Below are 21806 nucleotides of genomic sequence, written 5' to 3'. Positions count from 1 at the left end.
GATGCCTGCCTCTGCTGCTGAGGGTGTTTTGCATGGTGCCGGAGGGGCGATTTCCCTTTTCGTTCCTCGGGTCGGGGAGGCGGGTGCGGTTTCCCGTTGGCACTTCCGGACTTCGTCGCCGGGGTCGAGAAATGTTCTACCGGCGGGCCGCAGGTCGGGGGGTGGACCACCGTGTTCCGATGTGGGTGCACCACGCGGAATCCCTTTTGTCAAGGGTTGCGTATTGTCGGTGGATTGTGCTTGCGGGCATGGAAAGCGGTTGCTCGGCTGTGTGTCCGAAAAATTGGGGGGAGAGTTGTGGATGGGAATGCTGTGAAAGGAGAAAGGGAGAAGGCGCACCGTCGTCCCATGGGGCGGGATCCGAGGGTGCGGGGTCCGCCCGGCGGGGCCCGCGGGGCGCCGTCGTGCGCGGGCCGCGCACGGCCGCCTCCGTGTCCGGCGTCCGGGGGCCTACACGTCCCCGTCCGGCCCGGCTCCCGTGCCCGGTGCGGCGACGTGGTCCTGGGCCCACTCCACGAGCGGCAGCAGCAGCGCGGTCACCTCGCGGCCCTCGGCGGTGAGGCTGTAGACCACGTACGGAGGGACCACCGGCCTGGCGTCGCGCAGGACCAGCCCGTCCGCCTCGAGGGTGCGCAGGGTCTGGGCGAGCATCTTCTCGCTGATCCCGCCGATGGCGCGCAGCAGCCCGCTCCAGCGCAGCGGCCCCTCGGCGAGGGAGATCAGGACGAGCACCCCCCACTTGCTGGTGACGTCCCCCAGCAGCCGCCGCGAGGGGCAGTCCGAGGACAGGACCTCCCCCCGGGGCCACGGGCCGGCCGGGTTCTCCTGCGACGTCTTCATGCCCGGACCTTACCAAAAGGTAGGTACCTCACTTAAAGGTGCGTACACGACTTCTGGAATGCGCTCGAGAACAGGCCTGTTGCCACCGCACGAAGGCCGGGAACCCCCGGCCCGCGATCGGAAGGACCCGCATGTCCGTCGTCATCACCGGCGCCACCGGCCACCTCGGCCGCCTCGTCGTCGCCGACCTCCTGGCCCACGGCCTCCCCGCCGACCGGATCACCGCGACCGGGCGCGACGCCGGCCGGCTGGCCGCGCTCGCCGCCACCGGAGTGCGGACCGCGCGCGCCGACCTCGACGACCCGCAGGCGCTCAAGGCCGCCTTCCAGGGGGCCGACACCCTCCTCCTGATCTCCGGGAGCGAGGTCGGCCGGCGGGTGCCCCAGCACACCAACGCCGTGGAGGCCGCGAAGGAGGCCGGGATCGGGCACATCGTCTACACCAGCGCCCCACGGGCCACCGACACCACCCTGGTCCTGGCCCCCGAGCACAAGGCCACGGAGGAGGTCCTCGCGGCCTCCGGCGTCCCCGCCACGATCCTGCGCAACGGCTGGTACAACGAGAACTACGGGCAGCAGATCGACCGGGCCCGCGAGAGCGGCGTCGTCACCGGCAGCGTCGGCGGGGGAAGGGTCGCCAGCGCCTCCCGGCAGGACTACGCCGAGGCCGCGTCGGCCGTCCTTCGCGCCCCGGAGGCCCACGCCGGCGCCGTGTACGAGCTCTCCGGCGACACCGCCTGGACCCACCCGGAACTGGCCCGGGACCTCGGCGCGGTGCTCGGCCGCGAGGTCGTCTACCGCGACCTCACCCCCGAGGAGCACCTGGCCGCGCTGACCGCGGCCGGACTGGACGAGGGCACCGCCGGGTTCGTCGTCGCCCTGGACGCCAACATCCGCGACGGGGAGCTCGACGCCACCAGTGGTGAGCTGTCCCGCCTGATCGGCCGCCCGACCACCCCGCTGGCCGAGACCCTGCGCGCCCTGGCCTGACGCCCGGAGGGCGTCCGGGGCGCCGGGCGGTGCGGGTTCCGCCCCGCACCCGCCCGGCGGCGCCCGCGGGTCGCCGTTGTGCGCGGGCCGCGCGCGCGACTACCTTCGTGTCCGGCGCTCCGCCCCACCGGAGCCGCCTTCCGACGGTAGGGAGCCCCCGCATGCGCATCGACCTGTCCGGCAGGACCGCCCTGGTCACCGGTTCCACCCAGGGCATCGGCCTCGCCATCGCGCTGGGCCTGGCCCGCGCCGGCGCCCGGGTCGCCGTCAACGGCCGGACCGGGGAGTCCGTCGGCCGGGCGCTGGAGGGCCTGGGCCGGGAGCTCCCCGGGGCCGAGCTGGTCGCCGCCCCGGGGGACATCGCCACCGACGAGGGCGCGCGCCGCGTCCTCGACGCGGCGGGGCACGCGGACATCCTCGTCAACAACCTCGGCATCTTCGGCGCCCGGCCCGCGCTGGAGGTGGACGACGACGAGTGGCGGCACTACTTCGAGGTCAACGTCCTCACGGCGGTGCGCATGACGCGCGGGCTCCTGCCGGGCATGAAGGAGCGCGGCTGGGGCCGGGTGCTGAACATCGCCAGCGACTCGGCGGTGGTCGTCCCCGCCGAGATGATCCACTACGGCGTGACCAAGACCGCCCTGCTCTCGGTGTCCCGGGGCTTCGCCAAGGAGGCCGCGGGCACGGGGGTCACGGTCAACTCCGTGATCGCGGGCCCCACGCACACGGGCGGCGTGGAGGAGTTCGTCTACCAGCTGGTCGACAAGGACCTGCCGTGGGAGGAGGCCCAGCGCGTCTTCATGCGGGAGCACCGGCCGCAGTCCCTCCTCCAGAGGCTGATCGAACCGGAGGAGATCGCGAACATGGTCGTCTACCTCAGCTCGCCCCTGGCCTCGGCCACGACGGGCGGCGCCCTGCGCGTCGACGGAGGGTACGTCGACTCGATCCTGCCCTGAGGCCCCGCCGCCCCGGCGGAGGGCGGGCACGCCCCGGGGGCCAGACCCGGGGCCGGACCACCGGTCCCCGCGTCAGCGCCCCGAGCTGCCGGGACTGGCGTGCCACAGGCGGCGCCGCGCCGCCCCCGGGAGCGGACCTGGGGCGGACCGCCCCGGCGGCGGCCCCGGAGGGACCGCGGACGGGTCCGCGCGCAGCGCCTCCGCCAGCGCTTCGGCGCCCCGCTCCTCCCAGACGCGGTGCAGTTCGGACAGGTCGTGGGCGTGGGAGGCGGTCACCGTCGCCATCCCCGTCCCGGACCGGCGCACCCTGCCGCGCACGGCCAGCAGCGGGCAGGAGAACACCGTGGCCGCGCACCGGTGCTGCACCGACGCGAAGAAGGTCAGGTCGGCCAGCCCCGTCGCGTCGTCCACGGTCGCGAAGACGATCCGCTGCCCGGACCGCACCGCCGGGGTCTGCGTGGCCACCTTCACCCCCGCCACCAGCACCTCCTCGCCCGCGGGCACCAGGTGCAGGTCCTGGGCGCGCACCAGGCGGTGGCGGACCGCCAGGAAGGCGAGGAAGTCGGCGTAGCCGTCGAGCAGGTGCCGCTCCACCTCGTAGCCCAGCACCTCCAGCTCGGCCGATACCCGCTCGTCCGCGGTGGTCGCCGGGAGCGACCCCCGCGCCGGCGCCGTGCCCTCCAGCGGCAGCGGGAGCTGCCCCCGGTCGGTCCGCGTCCTGCGGGACCTCTCCAGGGCGGACACCTGCAGGAGCAGGTCGCGGCGGTCGGGAGGCCCGGCCCCCCGCTGTCCCGCGCCCTCCCCGGGCGGTTCCGCACCCGTGCCGCCCGCCCGGGGCCCCGGGACGGCGTCCGGCCCCCCGCCCACCCCCGACAGGGCGTCGAAGGCGCCCACCCGCACCAGGCTGTCCAGCGCCTCGCGGGACAGGTGCGCCCGCTCCGCGGCGTCCGGCAGCGACAGGAACGGCCGCTCCGCCAGGATCCGGTCGACCTCCGCCCCTGTGACGCCCCGGACGTCGGCCAGGGACGCGCGCACGCCCCACCGCCCGTCCGGCGCCCGTTCGGCCCGCCACGGGCGCTCGGACCGGTTGACGTCCACGCCCAGGACGGGGACCCCGAAGCGGCGGGCGTCGGCGACCAGGACGCGGCGCGGGTACATGCCGGGGTCGTGGGTGAGGATCCCCGCGTAGAAGGCGGCCGGGTGGTGCCGCTTGAGCCACGCCGACTGGTAGGTGGGCAGCGCGAACGCGGCGGCGTGCGCCTTGCAGAACCCGAAGGAGCCGAACGAGGCCACGACCTCCCAGGCGCGTTCCACGGTCTCCTCGTCGTGCCCGCAGTCGTAGGCCATGGAGGTGAACTCCTCCCGCACGTCGGCGCGCCCCTGCTCCGTGCCGAGCCTCCGGCGCATCGCCTCGGCCCGGTCCGGCCCGCAGGTGGTCATGGCGTGCAGGAGGGCGATGATCTGCTCGTGCCAGATCACCACCCCGCCGGTCTCGGCGAGCACGCCGTCCAGGAGCGGGGTGAGCGACCGCGCCGGGGGCGCGCCGTCGCGGGCCGACAGGTAGGGGGTGACCATGTCGCTCTTGACCGGACCGGGGCGGAACAGGGAGATGTCGGCGATCAGGTCGGCCATGTCCGCGGGGCGCAGGCGGCTGAGGAGCTCGCGCTGGCCGGGCGACTCGATCTGGAAGCAGCCCAGGGTGAGCGAGGCCCCGATCATCGCGTAGGTCGCCTCGTCCCGGGGCAGGGCCTCCAGGTCCGGCGCCCGGCCGGTGGTGCGCTCCACCTCGGACCGCGCGTGGGCCAGCGCCGACTGCATGCGCACCCCGATGACGTCCAGTTTGACGAGCCCCATCCGCTCCACGCCGTTCTTGTCCAGCTGGACCACGGGGTAGCCGGCCGGGGAGGGCTCGACCGGGACGCGGTCGCGCAGGGAGTCGTCGGAGACGACCAGGCCGCACGGGTGCATGGCCGTGTGCCGGGGCAGGCCGTCCAGCCTCTCCGCCAGCCGGAACAGGTTCTGGGTGGCGGGGTCGTCGAGGCCCGCGCCGTCGTAGCGCCGCAGCTCGGGCAGCTCCCGGGCGGCCTCGCGGATGCCGCTCGCCCTCAGGTGGGGGAAGGCCTTGGCGAGCCGGTCGACCTCCAGCGGGGGCAGGCGCAGGGCCGCCCCCACCTCCCGCAGGGCGCTGCGGGCCCGGTAGGTCTCCGTCATCGACACGCACGCCGTCCCGCCCGGGTGGGCGCCGAACACCGCGTCGTAGGCCTCCAGCCTGCGGGCGGACTCCACGTCCAGGTCGATGTCCGGCAGCCCCGGGCGGCCGTGGCCCAGGAACCTCTCCATCAGCAGCCCGTGGTCCAGCGGGTTGACGGCGGAGACGCCCAGCAGGTGGTTGACCAGGCTGCCGGTGCCCGAACCTCGGATGGAGCAGCGGATGCCCTTGTCGCGGATACGGGCGGCGGCGTCGGCGACGGTCAGGAAGTAGGCGGGCAGGCGCTTGTTCTCGATGACCTCCATCTCCTGGGACAGCCGGTGCAGGGCGCGGGGGTCGCGTCCCAGTCCGAGCCGGACCAGGCCGTCCTCGCAGGCCCGCAGGAGCCGGTCGGACGCGTGGGGGACGGAGGGCAGGTGGAGGCCGCCCATGCCGAGGTCGGCGGCGGGGTCCAGGACGCAGGACGAGGCCAGGGCGGCGGTGTGGGCGATCAGGCGCCGGGCGCGGGCGGTGTCCCCGCCGCACAGCCGGTCGGCGACGGCGAGCATCTCCGCGCCGCTCTTGAGGTAGGCCCGGTCCGTGGCGGGGCCCGGCCGGGAGCCGCCGGGGGCCCACCGCCGGGCCTGGTCCAGGACGTGCGCCACCTCGGCGTCCTCCGCCACGGGGTAGCGGACGGCGTTGGTGAGCACGGCGAGGGTGCGGGTCTCGGCGGCCAGGGCCAGCAGGGCGCGGGCGGTGCGCCGCTGTCCGGGCAGGCCGTGGTCGGCCACGGCGATCGCGACCTCGGCCGCGTCCTTCCAGCGGGCGAGCAGCCGCCGGGCGTGGGAGGGGCGTTCCCGGGCGACGGCCTCGCCGACGTCGGAGTCCGGGCCCAGGAGCACGACCACGCCCGAGGGGTCGCCGGCCACGGCCGCGTGGGGGAGGGCCGGGGCCCCCGGGGCCCGCGGCGGGCCGGAGGGGCCGGGACCGTGCTCCAGTGGGGGCCCGTGCCCGGCCCCGGGGGCGGAACGCGTGTGGGCGTGGGCGCGGGTGACGAGGCGGCACAGGGTCGCCCAGCCGGTGCGGCCCCGGGCCAGGAGGGTGACCCGGCCGCCGTCGGGGGAGTCCAGCGCGAGGTCGCAGCCCAGCACGGGGCGGATGCCCGCCCGGCGGCAGGCGTCGACGTGCCGGACCATGCCGTACACGCCGTCGCGGTCGGTGAGGGCGAGGACGTCCTGGCCCAGGTCGGCGGCGCGGGCGGCCAGGCGCTCGGGAGGGCAGGTGCCGTGGTGCGCCGAGAACGAGGAGGCGACCCCCAGGTGGGCGAATTCCGTGTGCTCGCCGCCGTGCCGCATGTGCGGTTCCTCCCCGTGTGCCGGGCCTCGGCCCATGTCTGGTGCCGGTGGGGAAGAAGCGACACAATCGAACCTATGTACGAATTCTAGACCATGGGGCGGCGTCCCGGGGCGGCGCGCGCGCGGCGGGGCCGCGGGTCAGCCGCTCACGCGTCGCTCGCGCGGAACCCCCTGGTAGGACTGCCCGGCCATCTGCGTCACCCGCGTGGCCGGGACCTCGGCCACCTCCCAGCGCCACTGGTAGGGCTCCTCGCGGTACTGCTCCACCCAGGTGATCCGCGCCCGGAGCCCGGCGCGCGTCTCGACCCACGCCAGGAGGTAGGCGTACCCGCCCGCCTCGCGGGCGCGGACGAGGGGCGGCACACGGGTCAGCGGACTCGGCATGTGCCCATTGTCGCAGGTGGGGTGGTGAGTGTCCGGGGTCTTCGCGCCACATCCTCCGACGCCGGGCCCCCGGGGGCGGTGCGCCGGCTCCCGGGGTGTCGGGTGCGGGCCCGCGTCCGTCGGGCGGCGCGCCGGGGGCCGCAGGCCCGCGGGCCCCTGGGCGGGCCCTCCCGGGGCGGGGGCCGCCCAGGGGGCCGCCCAGGGGGCCGGTCGGGGTCGACCCGTACCGGCGCGCCGACCCCCGGCATGCGGGCTACCGGCGGGCCGGGAGGGCCCCCTCCAGTTCCTGGACGAGTCTGTCCAGGGCGACCGCGGCCCGGGGCAGGGGGGTGTCGGCCCTGGTCAGCATCACGACCCGCAGGAACTCGCCGACCGGGCGCACGAGCAGCGATCCGCCTCCCCGGAGGCGGATCACCACGTGGTCGACCGCGCCGTACCGCGTCAGCGAGCCGATGCGCCCCGCACCGCTGAAGAGGAAGCTGCCCAGGGCCGAGAGCTGGTCCGCCCCGCGGCGGTCGGCGCCCCGGGCCAGGGTGTGGACCATGCCCCCCTCCGTGCAGAGCACCACGTTCTCGACCCCGGGGACGTCCGCGAGGAGGGCGCTCAACGCCGGGCTGGTACTGGGAGGGCCGGTCTTGTTCATCGCGAACCTTCTGGCAGTCGGGTGGAGGCGGGACCGAGCGCATCACGGAGGGTCGAACGCAGAACGGATATAACGCTCGGAAACGGCGAAGATACACTGTGCTGCAACTTGTTCAAAATTCAACTTCCCCGGCGGTAAAGCCGCCCCCCGTACGCCGCCGCCGGACCGGGGCGGCCGGCGCCGCGGCCGTCCGGCGGAACGCCGGGCGCAGGTCCAGGTCACAGGCGCGGGGCACGCCTTCGCCGGGGCGCCCCGGCGGGCCGGAGGCGCACCCCGGGGCCGGCCTCTCCCGGAGCCGTCCGAACACGAGTGCGGAAGATCACGACGGCGGCCGGTGCGGAACACTGGACGCGCGGGAGGGAGGCCCACCACACTCCGCCCGGGGAGACTCCCCGGCACGACACCACGACGCGGCGGACACCCCCCGCCAGACGAGAACGGACGACCCATGCCCGCACCACGACGGATCCGGCGAACGGCCCCCGGCGGACTCCTCGCGGCCCTCCTCGCCGTGACCACCGCCTCGGCCTGCGCCGGACCGGGTGAGACCGAGGCCGAGGCCGTCGGGGCCCACGCCGCCGACGAGAGCGCGACCGGGACCGCCGAGGGCTTCCCCGAGGGCACCTTCGACTACCAGCTCGGCGCCTCCTACGAGCCCCCCGCCGGGGTGGGAACGGTGGTCCGCGACTCCACGGCCGAACCCGCGCCGGACATGTACTCGATCTGCTACGTCAACGGGTTCCAGACCCAGCCGGGCGACCTGGAGTGGTGGCTCCTCGAACACCCCGACCTCATCCTGCGCGACGCCTCCGGCGAACCGGTCGTGGACCCGGGGTGGCCGGCCGAGCGGATCCTGGACACCTCCGACGAGGACAAGAGGGCCGACATCGCCGAGATCCTCGCCGAGACCATCGCCACCTGCGCCGAGAAGGGCTTCGACGCGGTCGAGTTCGACAACCTCGACTCCGACCTGCGCTCGCAGGGCCTGCTGACCCAGGACCACAACCTGGCGCTGGCCACCGAGCTGGTCGCCCTGGCCAACGGGCACGGTATGGCCGCCGGGCAGAAGAACGCGGCCGAGGTGACCCAGCGGGGCAGGGACGAGGTCGGCTTCGAGTTCGCCGTGGCCGAGGACTGCGCCGTCTGGAGCGAGTGCTCCGCCTACACCGGGGTCTACGGGGACGACGTGATCGCGGTGGAGTACCCCGACGCCCTGGAGGAGGCGGGGATGACCTTCGCCGAGGCCTGTGACGCCGAGGGCGCGCCCTCCCGGATGATCCTGCGCGACCTGGACCTGGTCGGGCCGGAGCACGAGGACCACCTCTACGAGGCCTGCTGACCCGGGCGGCCCGGCTCCGCAGGCACGCGCGGTGACCCCGCCCCGCCCCGCCACGGCGGGGCGGGACCGAGGTCACCGGTGGCGCGGAAGAGCCCCGCCCGGTGCGAACCGGGTGTCCGTGCCCGGTGAGAACAGCACACTCGGTACTCCCGGGGGCCGGGCGATCCCCGCCCGCTCCAGGAGCGTCTCGTCCCAGCCGAGGGGGCTCGCCCGGTACAGCCGCCAGTCCGGATGGGCGGCGGCCACCCACCGGGTGCGGCCCGCGTGGTGCGTGTGCAGCCCCCACCGGTCGGTCACGAACCGCTCGAAGGGGGACGGGTCGTCGACCGGGTCGCCCACCCGCAGGTGGAAGCGGCCCCGGGCCGGGCCCGGGGACCGGGGCAGGCGCCGCCGGGTCGCGTACGCCACCCCGTCCCCGTCGGCGGAGACGGAGACGTCCGACCACATGTACGGGAGCCCCGCCGCCGCGCGCCCCGCGAGGACGGTGTGCGCGGAGGAGGCCTCCAGCGACAGGAAGACCACCCCCCGCCGTCCGAGGCCGTCCACGGAGTACAGCCGGACGTTGACCTCGCCGTAGCCGCCGCCGGGCACCCCTCCCGGCAGGCGGGTGCGCGCCACGCGGAAGGCGACGACGCCGACGTAGGTGACGCCGTCCAGGACGTCCGGCCGGGTGCCCGGGGGCAGGAGCGGGGCCGCCTCCTCCGGGGGGAGCGGCCAGTGCCAGAAGGCGACGTCCCGCCACTCCTGGAGCATCAGGGCGGGCCGGGGGAGCGGCGGGGCGGTGGGCGGGGGGAGCCGCGAGGGGCCGGGTGCGGAAGCCATGAGGGCATGCTCCCAGCCCGTGCCGCCGTCCGTGGGCGCGGCCCGCCTCAGCCGCCGAAGTCCCCGCTGTCGAACGCACCCTCGTCGGCGTCGCCGTCGGTGACCCACCAGCGGACCGGGGCGGAGCGGACCACGCCCGGGTCGTAGGCCAGCACCAGCTCGTCGGACCCGTCGGCGTCGTGGTCCGCGCAGGCGAACGCCTCGGCCGTCCGGGCGGCGGGGGAGTCGGCGCCCCGCGGCCCGTCCTCCGGTCCGCTGCGCACCAGGGGCGGCCCCCCGGCCGCGGAGAACTCCCCGCCGTCCTCGTCCAGCAGGTCGACGCCGTGCCCGGCGAGCCCCACCGCGAGCGTGTCCGCGCCGTCCCCGTCCAGGTCGCACGCGGCCACCGTGCGCTGGTGGTAGCTGATGGAGGGCTCGGTCGCGGTCAGGGGCACGGGGAGGGGCTCGGGGGCCTGCGTGCCGAAGGGGCCGCGGTAGACGTTCATCCTGCCGTCGACCTCGTCGGGCTCGGTCCCGTGGCCGGGCTCGTCGTTGCGGGTCCCGTCGTCGCCGACGGCCACGTCGGTCTCCCCGTCGCCGTCGAAGTCGCCGAAGGCGGACAGGGAGCCGGGGAGCAGTTCGAGGGCGTCCCACCCCGCGGGGTCGCCGGGGCCGGTCACGAGCAGGGTGTTGGCGGGCTGTTCGCCGTCGCTGCCGTGCCGGACGAGCAGCGGGGCGGGACCGCCGCCGGGCCCGGCGGGGGCGGCGACGAGCTCGCCGATCCAGGCGGCGACCGGCCTGCGGGCCGTGCGCCCGGGCTCGCCCTCCCGGTCGAACGGGCCGTACAGCACCACCAGTCCGGCCGCGTCCGCGCCGGTCGCGGAATCCACCGCCACGGCCAGGTCCGCGTGCCCGTCGCCGTCGAAGTCGCCGGGGGTCGGGGCCGCCACCGGGGAGCCCGGCACCCCGGAGGAACCCCCGGGAACCGACACCGGGCCGGGCTCCTCCTGCGGGTCGGGGCCGGTGGGGCCGCCCCAGACGATCCCGGGGCGGTAGGTCGAGACGGACGCCCCGAGGCTGCCGGGGGAAAAGCCCGTCAACACGGGGATGTCGGCGTAGCCGTCCCCGTCCAGGTCGGCGGTGCCCGGCCGCAGGCGGTTCCCGCCGCCGACGGAGGCCCCGGCCCCCACGACCCCGGCTTCGAAGACGGCGCGGGTCGTCGGCTCGGGGCCGTTCCGCGAGCCGTGGACGACCACCAGGCGCATGTCCCCCTCGAGGCCGTCCTCGTCCTCGGTGTAGGAGCTCAGGAAGAGGAGGTCCGGGAAGCCGTCGCCGTTGACGTCGTCCGCGACATCGCCTCCCCGCCCCTCGGGGACGGGGGAGGCGCCGGGGGCCGGCTCCTCGGAGGACCCGGCCGCCGGGGCGCCGGACGCGCCGGCGCAGGCGCCCGTCAGGAGGATCGCCCCGACACAGGCGGGGACGGCGAGGCGGCCGAAGGGCATGGGGGGCTCCAGGGGGTCGGGGTCTCCAGGGGGAGCCGGCACGGGGAGCCCGTCCGGCCTTCGGGACCCCGCCAGGGTAGACCCCCGCCCCGGCGCCACCGCGTGCGCTCCGCCACGGGCCCGGCGCCGAGCGGCGGATAACCCCGTGACGTGCGGGGGCGGTCCCGGTACGGTGCGCGTATGCCCTCTTCTCTCACCGTCCTGGTGCGCCCGTCCACGGGTGCGGACGAGCACCCCGCCCTGGCGGGGATCTGGCGCAGCGCCGTCGTCGCCACGCACGCCTTCCTGACCCGGGAGGACGTCGACCACTACGAGGCGAGGATCCTGGACTCCTACCTGCCCCGCCACGACGTCCAGGTCGCCGTGGACCCCGATGACCGCCCCCTGGGCTTCATCGGCCTCGACGGCCACCACATCGACATGCTGTTCGTCCACGACGATGCCCGGGGCCGCGGCGTGGGCCGTGCCCTGCTGGCCTGGGCGGCGGAGCGGCACCCGGTCCTCACCCTGGACGTCAACGAGCAGAACCCCTCCGCGCGCGGCTTCTACGCCGCTCAGGGGTTCGAGGAGACGGGCCGCTCACCGGTCGACGGCCAGGGCCGACCGTTCCCGTTGATCCACATGCGCCGCGCCGCCGCCTGACCGGGCCCCGCCGGGCGGGTACGGGAGCCGGGCCGGCCCCGCCCGCGGTGCGCCGTCCGCGCGTCCGGCGCCGCTCCCGGGGCTCAGGCGCGCCCGGCCGCGTACGCGCTCAAGGCGGTGTAGGCCAGCGAGAACAGCGGGGTGGGGACCCCCAGCTCGCGCCCCCGGGCGACCAGGTCCCCGACGATCTGGTCGGCCTCCACCGGGTTGCCCTGCGTCAGGTCCCAGTACATCGAGGTCGTGGTCGTCGCCGTCGTGTCCGCGATGATCGCGTCGGCCCGCTCCCGGGCGTCCCGGCCGGGCGGGTACCCGGCGGCCGTGGCCACCGCGATGGCCTCCGCGAACATCCCGGACGTGAACTCCTGGCCGCCGGGCGCGCTGTTGACCGCCCCGATCGGCGCGCGCATCAGGCACGTGCACGCGCCCAGGGTCGCCAGGAACACCCACTTGTCCCACAGCTCCTGGAGCGGGGCCCGGGTGAGGGTGGCCGAGTAGGAGCCCGCGTCCAGGGCGGCGTGCACGTCGGCCGGGGCCGCCACGGGGCTGTCGGAGAGGGGACCGTAGATCAGCCGGCCCATCCTGCCGACCTCGACGATCGCGCCGTCCGCCTCCAAGCGGGTCATCACCATGGCCACCCCGCCGTACACCCGGTCGGCCCCGAACCGCTCCACCAGGGCGTCGATGTGCCGCATGCCGTTGAGGAACGGCAGGACCACGGTGCCCGGCCCCACCGCCGGCGCCGCGTCCGCGAGCGCGGCCTCGAACCCGTACGACTTCACGGCCAGGACGACCAGGTCGTAGCCGGTGCCCAGCCCGTCCGCGGTCACCGCGGACACGGGGACCTTGTCCACGCCGCCGTCCATACCGCGCAGGACCAGCCCCCTGTCCCGGAGGAGTTCGGCGCGCGCGGGCCGCACGAGGAAGTCGACGTCCCGGCCCGCCTGGACCAGCCGCGCGCCGAAGTAGCCGCCGACGGCCCCGGCACCCACGACAAGGATCTTCATGTTTCTCCCACCCGGTGTCTCGTGAACACCGCAAAACGTATGACCACGGGACGCTTGCGGGCAAGGGCGAAGCGGTCGCCCCCCGGTCACACGCAGTCGCGCCGCGGCCCGGGGGCGTCCCCCAGCGGTCCTCGCGGCGCGTCCGCGCATGGCGACCAGCCCCGTCCCGCCGCGGGTGCGGCCCGGGGCGGACCTCGACCCGACCACGTCCCCGAGGACGGCGCAGACCTGGCGGGGCCGTCGGCCACGGTGACGCGGAGGGCGTGCGGGTTCGGGTTGCCGGAACCGGCTTCGAGGGACGCAGGGGGGGAAGATCAGTCCGCCAGGTCCGGGTACAGCTCGTCGTAGGGGACGTCGGGCGTCCGGAACGGATCGGCGTCCACCGAGCAGTCGGAACTGAGGATCGGGATGTGCCGTCCCGCCCCCCGGCCCTCCAACTCCTCCAGATAGTCCAGGTGTCCGCTGCCGGTCGGCTCGCGGGTGACCCGGAACAGGTGGTTGCGGACGCTCGCGGCCAGGGTGCTCTCGTCGCTCGCCTCGAAGCCCAGCAGCGTTGCGCGGGCAGCGATCGTGGCCGCGTCGTAGTAGATCAGGCTGTAGCCGCTGTAGAAGTCCTCCGGGACAGAGGTGCTTTCCGTCTCGCCCCTCACCGTCGTGGTGACGGCCGCCTCGTAGTCGTCGAACCCCTCCGGGCTCCAAGCGCCCTCCTCCAGCCAGGAGGGATCGAAGGCGCTCGCCTGGACGAGGCGGTAGTGCTCCCCGGCCGAGTCGTCGTCGGCGGGCTCGCACTCCGTGCCGGAGTAGGACCTGATCATGTCCGGAAGCAGCCCGAGCTCTATGGAGTACACCGTGATCGGGACACCGGACTCGGCCCTGCAACCGCGCAGTTCCAGGGAGCGCAGAAAGGTTCCCAGGTCGGAGAACCGTCCGGCGAAGAACACCGCGTCGGTCCCCGGGTTCGCGCAGATCTCGTTGGCTATGTGATCGAAGTAGACAGCCGTGTTCTCCGAGCCGGCGCTGCCCTGGAACGTCAGCGAGTTCTGGACGAGATAGGGGTCGAGGTACCGGCGGAACTGATCGGCCAGATCCAGTGAGAAGGTGTCGGCCCCGTTCTCGTCGGCGAGCAGCAGACCCCTGGCCGGTTCCTGGCCCGACTCGACCCGACGGTCCAGGTGGTCGCGCAGAGCCGCCGCGAAGTCCTCGTTGTCGGGGGCCGCGCGGATGAGCCCGGGCGAGTGCACATTGTTGATCGTGGTGGAGGTCGAGGAGCCGGCGACCATGGGAATCCTGAGCTCGGACAGTTCCCGGGCGACTTCCTCGGTCTCGGTGGTGGTCGAAGACTGCCCGATGACCACGGACAGGGGAATGTCGTCGTCGACCATCGATGCGAGGTCGTCGACGACCGCATCGGTGCCTTGCTGCACACTCCCCTCGTTGGCCAGGTAGAGCTGGAAGATCCGGCTCCCCTCGGCGACCACCTCGACCCCCGAACCGGTCTCCGCGAACCCGTTCTGTCGCATGAGCGCGACATAGGTCCCCTCGACGGCGCGGACGATCTGCTCCTCGCTCAGGTCCGCGCTCCCGTCGAGTGAGAACGACGTCATCATCACGATACGGAAGGCCTCGACGCCGTCCCGGGAGGCGGCGAGCTCCTCGACCTCGGTGTTCATGTCGTGGATCCGGCTGGTGAGCCATGCGAGGTCCGCTTCGAAGGAATAGGAGCCGTCGTTGACGCCGACGCATTCGCCTTCGATCTGCTGGAGGCCCGTCCCGCAGACCAGGTGCGGCCAGCCGAACACGCCCCCGACCACGGCGGCGACGAGCGCCACCACCGTCGAGAGGACCGCGGTCGCCCGGGTTCGCCTGAACCGCCGCCGTTGGAGCGGTGAACCGATCCTGCGCACGAGCTCGGATCGGGTGAGCGGGAACTCGAGGTCCCCGATGGAGGACCGGCCGTGTTCCATGCATCCTCCTTCTCAGAAGTCGATATCGGAGTCGAGCGGGTTCACCGGGCGTTCCAGCGAGATGCTCTCGTGGAACTCGGCCTCGGACTGGAACGGGCGGGAGTCCTCGCAGACGGCTCCCAGCTCTTGGAACGCGGTCCTCACACGCAGGTGCACGTCCCTGGTGTACATGCTCTCGAAGGGGTCCTCGATGACCCATCTGCCGGCGACGATGCGGAGGATCCTCGACAACCGGTGGTCCAGCGGAGCCCCGTCCGACCGACGAGGCCCCCGGTTCCGGACGAGGAACCCGTAGCGCTGCAACGGAGTGAAGCCGTCCGCGCCGGGGTCGTCGATCGGCGGCTGCGGTACCGACGTGGTGTGTCGGATGAGGTCGAGCACCTCGGACTCACGGCCGGGCAGGTCGAGCAGCGAGTCGAGCTCCCGGCACACCGCCATGAGGTCGCCGGACCCGAGCGTGTAGTAGTACCAGTTCGGGGTGTGGCCGCTCGCCTCCTTGTCGGACCGCGTCGCGAGCAGGCGGAAGGCCTCGTCGCGGTCGCAGCGCACCCATGTCGGTTCCTTCTGCCAGCGGCGCAGGAGCAACCGCATCATCAGCGCCCGGGCCGAGCGTGCCGCTCCCGAGTTCTCGTTCCATGCCAGCCAGTGGCGGTCGTCGAGTCCGGTGAGGTCCTCGCCGAGGTCGTAGGTCCGGATGAGGTGATCGACGTCCTGGAGGTCCTTGGCGAGCGAGCAGATCGTCAGCGCTTCGAGCGTCCGGCTCTTGAGGTCGAGCTCGGAGTGTTTCAGCAGGGCCTTGATGAGGGTGTCGCCCAGGTGCTCCTTCAGTGTCGGGGCGTCCTCGGCGTCGCCGCGCTTCTGGCGGAGCAGGTGCTGGAGTCCGTTGTAGGCGCGCAGTCCGTCGATCGCCGGATCCTGGAGCAGATAGCTGGTGGCGGCCACATACCCCCCGGTGAGCCCGAAGACGAGCCCGGGGAAGTAGTCGTCGATGCGGTGCGGTGAGCGGTCCGCCAGCTCGCGTGCCTCGGAGGGACTGAAGTCGGGGGCCGGGACCGCCTTCACGCTGCTCAGGAGGGGCTTCTCGGGGGTGCTGCTCACGAGCAGCAGTGGTATCCGGCCGACCCCCTGGTGGGCGGGCGAGGACTGCGCGGACCGGAACAGGGCGAGCAGCCCGCCGCCCCTGCTGGCCGGCTGCTTCAACGCGTCGACGTCGTCCAGGAAGACCACGCGCCGGTACTGGTCGGTGTCTTCGGCCTGATCGCGCAGATCGGCGAGGAAGGCGTGGACGAGCCACTCGTTGTGACTGGTCTGGATCATCCACTCGGTCTCGCGGTCCCGCTCCGCCTTCTCGCTCCCGGCCTGTTCCGGATAGGGGTTGATGAGCGAGCCCCAGGCCCGGGTCTTGAACCACTGCTCCACGGCGGCGCCGATCTTCCTGCGCGGCAGCGCGAGGGCGTGGCCGATCGGACGGACGGCGCCGACCTGGAACTTGAGGAAGAGCAGATTCACCTCCACGACGACGGTGACGGACGTGGAGGCATCGTCGCGCCGCTCGCGCCGGGCTCCGCGGTCGGAACGCGCCTGCCGCCTCCAGTGTCTGACCAGCTCGGGCCAGAGTCTGGTGTAGTCGCTGACGGGGGTGAGGCCGTCGAGCAGGGCGGTGAGCACCAGGTCCAGCCTCGGGAAGTGGCAACGCGGCAGCCCCGGTGTCCTGGCGCTCAACTGGTCCCGAACATCGCGGAAGAGGTCCGGCACGGTCTCCGGGCGGTATGCGTTGCAGTTGACGAACGCGGTAGGGGTGATCAGCCGCATGATCTCGTTGGACTGGGTGAGCAGGGTGGTCTTGCCGCTCCCGGAGGGGCCGTGGACGATGAGGCTCCCGGGCTCGTCCGAGTCGTCCCGGCAGGAATCGAGGATTTCGTCCAGGGGGCGGTCGCGGAGAATGGTCGATCCGGACACGTCGACCTGGGTGGACATGGGACGGAGTTTCATCTGGGAGTGATCTCCTGGATCGGTTCCGACCGAGGGTACTCCACGAGGTCGGGATTCGCTGGCCGAAATTCAGAGCACGCGAGGCCGGTACCCGCGTACCCCTCCGCGCAATTTCTTCGAAATCCCTGGTCGAGGCGGGGCTCGGTCGGTTGGCGTCCTCGGCCCCGGCAGGGATTGATCCGCGGAATTCGCGCAGGACGGCGGAGATCTCCACGGGCCTCCAGGCGGACTCGACTCGTTCTCCGCTGTCGGCGCCCCAGCCGTGTCGGCCCTCCAGCACGAGAATGGTCGCGCGTCAGGACGGCGTTTCCAGAGAGTGCAGAGGCCTCCCTTTTGCTGCGCGGGTGGGACGGCCGAGGAGCTTTGTGTCTTCTGCACTTCCTCGGAACATGAGGATTCGCGTCCCTTTCCTTGAATTCGCTGTTCTTGCCGGAGTGAAGTGCCCTCTGCCTTTAAACCCGGGTTCTTGGCCTTGATCGGCCATCCCGAGGACCCTGTCACTCCTGCCGGAGGCGCTCTTCGGTGTGAGAGGCCGCTGCATCGGAGAAAGCGAGGAATCGGCCCGTGCGGCTCCGGGCAGCGGCCCGGGCCCGACCATGTCCGAGGCCGTGCGTACACGTCGTACCGGAGGGCGCCGGCGCCGTCGGCCGGGGCCCGGTCGATCCACTCGTCACGGCATCGGCGGGGCGGGCGCCGCTGTTCGTGGAGCCGGACGAGGCGGTGTACCGGTCGCCGTGCTTCCCGGGCCCGTCCCCAGACTCCCCCGGAACGGTTGCCCCGGCCCCCGCCACCCCGCAGGATGGGGCGTGCCGGAGGCCCCGGGGCCTCACCGACCGACGGAAGAGCAGGGGCATGAACGGTTCAACGACATCCAGCACCGTCGACGGGGTCCTCCGGCGCAGCGCGGCCCGCGCGCCCGATGCCACCGCGCTGACCTTCGACGGCCGCACCTGGACCTACGCCGACCTGGACGCGGCCGTCACACGGGCCGCCGCCCGGCTCCTCGGCCTCGGCGCGGTCAAGGGGGACCGCGTCGCCGCCTACGGGCGCAACTCCGACGCCTACCTGATCGGCTTCCTGGCCTGTGCCCGGTCGGGGCTGGTCCACGTACCGATCAACTACGCGCTCCGCGGGGAGGAGCTCTCCTACCTCCTGGGGCAGTCGGGCAGCACGATCGCCCTGGTCGACCCCGCCCTGCGGTCGGCCGTGGACGACCTGCGCGCGGAGACCGGGGTCGAGCAGGTCCTGGAACTGCGCGACGGACCGGGCTCCCTGCTCGCCGACTGCCTGGACGGGCCGGTGCCCGAGCTCGACGCGGAGGTGGGCGACACCGACCTGGTGCAGCTCCTGTACACCTCCGGCACCACCTCCCGCCCCAAGGGCGCCATGATGACCCACCGGGCGCTGGTCCACGAGTACCTGTCGTGCGTCGCCGGCCTGGACCTGCGGGCCGACGACGCGCCGCTGCACGCGATGCCGCTCTACCACAGCGCCCAGATGCACGTCTTCCTGATGCCGTGGCTGGCGGTGGGCGCGGCCAACACGCTGGTGGAGGCGCCCGACCCGGCGGACCTGCTGCGCCGGATCGAGGAGGGGCGGCACGGGGCGTTCTTCGCGGCGCCGACCCTGTGGGTGGCGATGGCCAACCACCCGGACTTCGGCGGGCGGGACCTGTCCGGTCTGCGCAAGGCGTACTACGGGGCGTCGGTCATGCCGGGGCCGGTGCTGGAGAGGCTGCGGGGAGCCCTGCCCGGACTGGGGTTCTACAACTGTTTCGGGCAGAGCGAGATCGGCCCGCTGGCCACGGTGCTGCGCCCGGAGGAGCACGCCGGGCGGCCCGCGTCGGCGGGGCGGGCGGCGCTGTTCGTGGAGCTGAGGGTGGTGGACGAGCGGGGGAGGGACGTGGCGCCGGGGGAGCTGGGCGAGGTGGTGTACCGGTCGCCGCAGTTGTGCCAGGGGTACTGGGACAAGCCGGAGGAGACGGCGGAGGCGTTCCGGGACGGGTGGTTCCACTCCGGCGACCTGGTCCGTGCGGACGCCGGTGGCTACATCGAGGTCGTGGACCGGATCAAGGACGTGATCAACACGGGCGGTGTGCTGGTGGCCTCCCGGGAGATCGAGGACGTGCTGTTCGCGCACCCGGGGGTGGCCGAGGCCGCGGTGGTGGGGACGGCCGACGAGAAGTGGATCGAGGCGGTGACGGCCTACGTGGTCCCCGCGCCGGGGGCGGACGCGGGCGCGCTGCCGGAGCTGTTGGTGGAGCACGTGCGGGAGCGCCTGGCGCCGTTCAAGGTGCCCAAGGCGGTGCGGCTGGTGGAGGAGCTGCCGCGCAACGCCTCGGGCAAGATCCTCAAGCGCGAGCTCCGCGACCGCCCCGTCTGAGCGGGCCCCACGCGCGTGGGGATGGGACGGGGAGCAGGCTGCTGGGAACCCCCGCCCACTGGTTTGTGGGTGGGGGCCGGGCCCGCTCAGTCTCTTCCCTCCTGGCCCCGACCTGTCCCTTGCGGCACGCGAACCAGGTCACGTCCGGCCTCGGCTGATGCCCGCTCTCGACGGAGCCACGCTCGAACTCGGACGAGTCGGTGGGACGTGGAGGTCGGAGCGCGCCGGTCTGCCCCGCTCATCTCATGAGGGCGCGCACTGCCTGTTCGTACACCGCCTGTGTCACGGGGACGGTGTCCAGGCGGACGCGTTCGTCGGTGGCGTGCAGACCCTCGTAGGCGGGGCCGAACCCGGCGGTGGCGCCGATGCCGAGTCCGGCGAGGTAGTTGCCGATGTTGGAGGGACCGGCGATCTTGGGCTGCACCGGTACCCCGTGGGCGTGGGCGGCCTCCGTGAGCGCCGAGCGCAGAGGTGAGGTCGGCGGCAAGGCGTAGGCGGGCCAGCGGGTGTGCGCCTCGACCAGGGTCGGCGGGGTCCGTGCCCATGCGGTGTCGACCGCGGCGACCACGTCGGCCACCAGGTCGGCCGCCTGCTCACCGGTGAAGGCCGGGGTGGTGCGCACGTCCACGTTCAGCGTGCACAGGTCGGGTACGGCGGAGAAACCGTCACCGGACTCGATCGCGGTCACCGTGAGCCGCGCAGGGGCGAACCCTTCGCGGGCATCGGGAAGGGGTGCGGCTTCCAGGGCGCGCACCAGGTCGGCCGCTTTGCTGATGGCCGAGGGGGTGGGGCGGCTGCCGCCGGAATGGGAGGAGACGCCGTGCACCCGCAGCCGCACCCGGTAGACCCCGCGCCCGCCCACGACGAGCTTGTCCATACCGGGGTAGCCGATCATCACCCCGCCCACCTCGGCCGGGGCATCCGTGCCTTCGAAGAACGCCTTCGCACCGCCGAAGCGGCCGGTGTGCTCGTCCAGGTCGAAGAGCACAACCAGGTCTCCGGCCAGCTCCTCGGCCTCGGCGGCCAAACGCGCGGCCAGGTGGCAGAAGACGGCGACACCGCTCTTGGAGTCGGCCGCGCCACGCCCCCACAGCCACCCGTCCTCCAGCACGGCGGCGAAGGGGTCGTGCTTCCATGCGTCGACGTCGCCGACGGGGGCGGTGTCCAGGCATGCGTCCAGCACCCACACCGGGCCCGGCCGCCCGCCGCGGACACGCGCGGTGACGGCGACGGGGGCGCCGGTGCCGTCCCGGAGCACCCGGGGGGACAGGCGCCGTTCGCCCAGCCAGGTGGTGAGCAGGTCGATGGCCTCGTCGTAGGGGTCGATGCCGCCCCGTGTGGGGAGGCGCACCAGGTCCCGGGTCAGGGCCAGGACCGAGTCGAAGTCGGATCGGGCGTGTTCCAGGAAGGGGGAGGGGCGGGGTGTGCTCATGCGGTGTCCTGCCGTGTTCGGGCGTGGGTGGTCAGGGTCCGCAGCGCTGCGGTGGTCTCGACTCGGGTGGCGGCAGCGTAGCCCTGCCGGGCGTGGTCCAACAACCGCGCGGCGATCTGCGCTCCGAGCACCACCCCGGAATCGAACCCGTACATCGAGGTGAGCGAGGGCAGGGGAACGACGGCCACTCTCTCGGACGTGACGAAGAATCGTTCGGGCAGGTCGGCGTCGATCAGACCGATGTGCAAGGTCTTCATCCCCCACGACCGGTCGTCGGGGTCGCGCAGCTCCAGCAGGCGGTGCAGGTGCGCGATCAGGGCGGGGGTGCGAGGAGGCCCGAACAGCAACCGGTAGTGCACCAGGGTGGGGCGGGCATCCAGCGTCTCCTCGATGGCTTCCAGATAGGGGGCGTCCCGGGACCGGGAACCTGTCACCGCCAGGAACTCGCGCGCGTTTCTCGCCACCTCCACCATCGCCTCCCGCAGCTCCCGGGGGTCGGTGAGCAATCGGGGCGGATCCATGGGACCCGCGGTCTGGTCCTGGTGGGCGAACAGGGCCTCGACCGAAAGGCCGTAGTAGTCAGCCAACAGGGACCGGTAACGGCGGGTGGTGGTGTGGCGGCCCAGCTCCCACCCCGAGAGCATGGACGGGGTGACGCCACTGGAGCCGTCAGGGGTGAGGGCGTCCAACTCCGCACACACCTGCTCCAGGGTGGCGCCCTGGTCGAGCCGGGCTTGGCGCAGCGGACTCGGGCGTGACGCGGGGGGCCTCAACACACCACATCCTCAAGGGAGGTAGGTCAGGGGGCGGGGGACGGCGTCGTTTCACGGAGCACGGGGCTGGACAGGAGCTTGTCGCACACTGCCCGCCACCCGGGGTGGTTGTCGACCAGGACATATCCCTGCGGCGGGTGGAAGCCCTCCAACATCTGCTCCAGTTCGACGGCAGCGAACCCCGGGAACTGGCGTACCCGGCGGATCGGCATCGCATACCCCACCTCGCGGCCACCCCTGGCCAGGTACGGCTCCACGGTCGCGCCGTTACCAGGGCGCATCCGCTCGGCGATCTGCGCGATCTCCTGCGGGTTCCCCTCGATCGCCACATCCAGGTCGATGACCGCGCACAACCGGCTCTCGGGCGCGGTCAGGTACACGAACCACTGGGTCGGCGCTCCGGTGAGGAACCGGCGCCGGAACTCGTGGGTCTTGTGCCCGTTCCACATCAGCTCGTACCACTGGGCGTCCAAACACATCACCACGGGTACCGGGTTGGGCGTGGGCAGGTCGAACAACGCCTCGTGCTCCATCAGGGCTCCTCACGATCGCAGGGGCAGGTGGGGCCACAGTAACCACCCGCGTCTCGGCCCGCAGCCGCTTGTCCGACTCCTCCCGAT

General features: G+C 73.5%; 17 protein-coding genes. 5 read left to right on the top strand and 12 right to left on the bottom strand.

The genetic code is table 11. From position 1 onward, the window contains the following. Window positions 1–450 precede the first annotated feature (450 nt). Window positions 451–840, bottom strand: coding sequence for a winged helix-turn-helix transcriptional regulator (locus ACFQBR_RS08740; RefSeq protein ID WP_344177326.1), 390 nt, complete (start codon window positions 838–840; stop codon window positions 451–453). A 131-nt stretch (window positions 841–971) separates the two neighbouring features. On the opposite strand from ACFQBR_RS08740, the gene ACFQBR_RS08735 reads away from it, so the two are divergent. Together ACFQBR_RS08735 and ACFQBR_RS08730 are read left to right on the top strand one after the other, a co-directional pair. Continuing rightward, window positions 972–1829 carry an SDR family oxidoreductase gene (locus tag ACFQBR_RS08735; RefSeq protein WP_344177324.1) on the top strand — a complete coding sequence of 286 codons (858 nt, stop codon included), beginning with the start codon at window positions 972–974 and terminating at the stop codon, window positions 1827–1829. 161 nt (window positions 1830–1990) lie between these two features. Continuing rightward, window positions 1991–2785, top strand: coding sequence for an SDR family NAD(P)-dependent oxidoreductase (locus ACFQBR_RS08730; protein WP_344177322.1), 795 nt, complete (start codon window positions 1991–1993; stop codon window positions 2783–2785). Between the two features lie 72 nt (window positions 2786–2857). Here ACFQBR_RS08730 and ACFQBR_RS08725 read toward each other — a convergent pair whose 3' ends face one another. The 3 genes from ACFQBR_RS08725 to ACFQBR_RS08715 all read right to left on the bottom strand — a co-directional run bounded on the left by ACFQBR_RS08725 (window position 2858) and on the right by ACFQBR_RS08715 (window position 7355). Further along, window positions 2858–6328 carry a PHP domain-containing protein gene (locus ACFQBR_RS08725; protein ID WP_378552733.1) on the bottom strand — a complete coding sequence of 1157 codons (3471 nt, stop codon included), beginning with the start codon at window positions 6326–6328 and terminating at the stop codon, window positions 2858–2860. A gap of 138 nt (window positions 6329–6466) precedes the next feature. Further along, the gene (locus ACFQBR_RS08720; RefSeq protein WP_267949766.1) at window positions 6467–6712 is read right to left on the bottom strand and encodes a hypothetical protein; all 246 of its coding nucleotides are present in this window, start codon (window positions 6710–6712) and stop codon (window positions 6467–6469) included. Window positions 6713–6965: 253 nt separating this feature from the next. After that, window positions 6966–7355 carry a roadblock/LC7 domain-containing protein gene (locus ACFQBR_RS08715; protein ID WP_344177317.1) on the bottom strand — a complete coding sequence of 130 codons (390 nt, stop codon included), beginning with the start codon at window positions 7353–7355 and terminating at the stop codon, window positions 6966–6968. A 448-nt stretch (window positions 7356–7803) separates the two neighbouring features. Here ACFQBR_RS08715 and ACFQBR_RS08710 point away from each other — a divergent pair, with 448 nt between their 5' ends. Beyond that, window positions 7804–8694 carry an endo alpha-1,4 polygalactosaminidase gene (locus tag ACFQBR_RS08710; protein WP_344177315.1) on the top strand — a complete coding sequence of 297 codons (891 nt, stop codon included), beginning with the start codon at window positions 7804–7806 and terminating at the stop codon, window positions 8692–8694. Between the two features lie 72 nt (window positions 8695–8766). On the opposite strand, the gene ACFQBR_RS08705 is transcribed toward ACFQBR_RS08710, so the two are convergent. Beyond that, window positions 8767–9516 carry a YqjF family protein gene (locus ACFQBR_RS08705; protein WP_344177313.1) on the bottom strand — a complete coding sequence of 250 codons (750 nt, stop codon included), beginning with the start codon at window positions 9514–9516 and terminating at the stop codon, window positions 8767–8769. A gap of 47 nt (window positions 9517–9563) precedes the next feature. Further along, window positions 9564–10997: an FG-GAP repeat domain-containing protein gene (locus tag ACFQBR_RS08700; protein WP_344177311.1), complete on the bottom strand. Its 1434-nt coding sequence runs from the start codon at window positions 10995–10997 to the stop codon at window positions 9564–9566. A gap of 180 nt (window positions 10998–11177) precedes the next feature. Between ACFQBR_RS08700 and ACFQBR_RS08695 the strand changes: the two genes are divergently transcribed. Then, window positions 11178–11639 carry an acetyltransferase gene (locus ACFQBR_RS08695; protein ID WP_344177309.1) on the top strand — a complete coding sequence of 154 codons (462 nt, stop codon included), beginning with the start codon at window positions 11178–11180 and terminating at the stop codon, window positions 11637–11639. 83 nt (window positions 11640–11722) lie between these two features. Here ACFQBR_RS08695 and ACFQBR_RS08690 read toward each other — a convergent pair whose 3' ends face one another. The 3 genes from ACFQBR_RS08690 to ACFQBR_RS08680 all read right to left on the bottom strand — a co-directional run bounded on the left by ACFQBR_RS08690 (window position 11723) and on the right by ACFQBR_RS08680 (window position 16584). Then, a complete protein-coding gene (locus ACFQBR_RS08690; protein WP_378552727.1) occupies window positions 11723–12643 on the bottom strand; it encodes a ketopantoate reductase family protein in 921 nt (306 codons plus the stop codon). A gap of 314 nt (window positions 12644–12957) precedes the next feature. Further along, a complete protein-coding gene (locus tag ACFQBR_RS08685) occupies window positions 12958–14607 on the bottom strand; it encodes an ABC transporter substrate-binding protein (protein ID WP_344177305.1) in 1650 nt (549 codons plus the stop codon). A gap of 12 nt (window positions 14608–14619) precedes the next feature. Then, a complete protein-coding gene (locus ACFQBR_RS08680; RefSeq protein ID WP_344177303.1) occupies window positions 14620–16584 on the bottom strand; it encodes a P-loop NTPase family protein in 1965 nt (654 codons plus the stop codon). A gap of 867 nt (window positions 16585–17451) precedes the next feature. Here ACFQBR_RS08680 and ACFQBR_RS08675 point away from each other — a divergent pair. After that, window positions 17452–18981 carry a fatty acyl-CoA synthetase gene (locus ACFQBR_RS08675; RefSeq protein ID WP_344177301.1) on the top strand — a complete coding sequence of 510 codons (1530 nt, stop codon included), beginning with the start codon at window positions 17452–17454 and terminating at the stop codon, window positions 18979–18981. Window positions 18982–19219: 238 nt separating this feature from the next. Here ACFQBR_RS08675 and ACFQBR_RS08670 read toward each other — a convergent pair whose 3' ends face one another. From ACFQBR_RS08670 to ACFQBR_RS08660, 3 genes are read right to left on the bottom strand one after another with little or no spacing between them, the layout of a single operon-like run. Beyond that, complete coding sequence (locus tag ACFQBR_RS08670) at window positions 19220–20413, bottom strand: M20 family metallopeptidase (protein WP_344177299.1); 1194 nt, start codon at window positions 20411–20413, stop codon at window positions 19220–19222. Beyond that, window positions 20410–21189, bottom strand: a complete 780-nt coding sequence (locus ACFQBR_RS08665; RefSeq protein ID WP_344177297.1) for a helix-turn-helix domain-containing protein — start codon at window positions 21187–21189, stop codon at window positions 20410–20412. The genes ACFQBR_RS08670 and ACFQBR_RS08665 overlap by 4 nt, the downstream gene beginning before the upstream one ends. A gap of 23 nt (window positions 21190–21212) precedes the next feature. After that, the gene (locus ACFQBR_RS08660; protein ID WP_344177295.1) at window positions 21213–21719 is read right to left on the bottom strand and encodes a hypothetical protein; all 507 of its coding nucleotides are present in this window, start codon (window positions 21717–21719) and stop codon (window positions 21213–21215) included. Window positions 21720–21806 lie beyond the last annotated feature (87 nt).

The organism is Nocardiopsis tropica (assembly GCF_042660575.1).
GTDB classification, from domain to species: domain Bacteria; phylum Actinomycetota; class Actinomycetes; order Streptosporangiales; family Streptosporangiaceae; genus Nocardiopsis; species Nocardiopsis tropica.
This window is presented reverse-complemented; position numbering and strand designations above follow the sequence as displayed.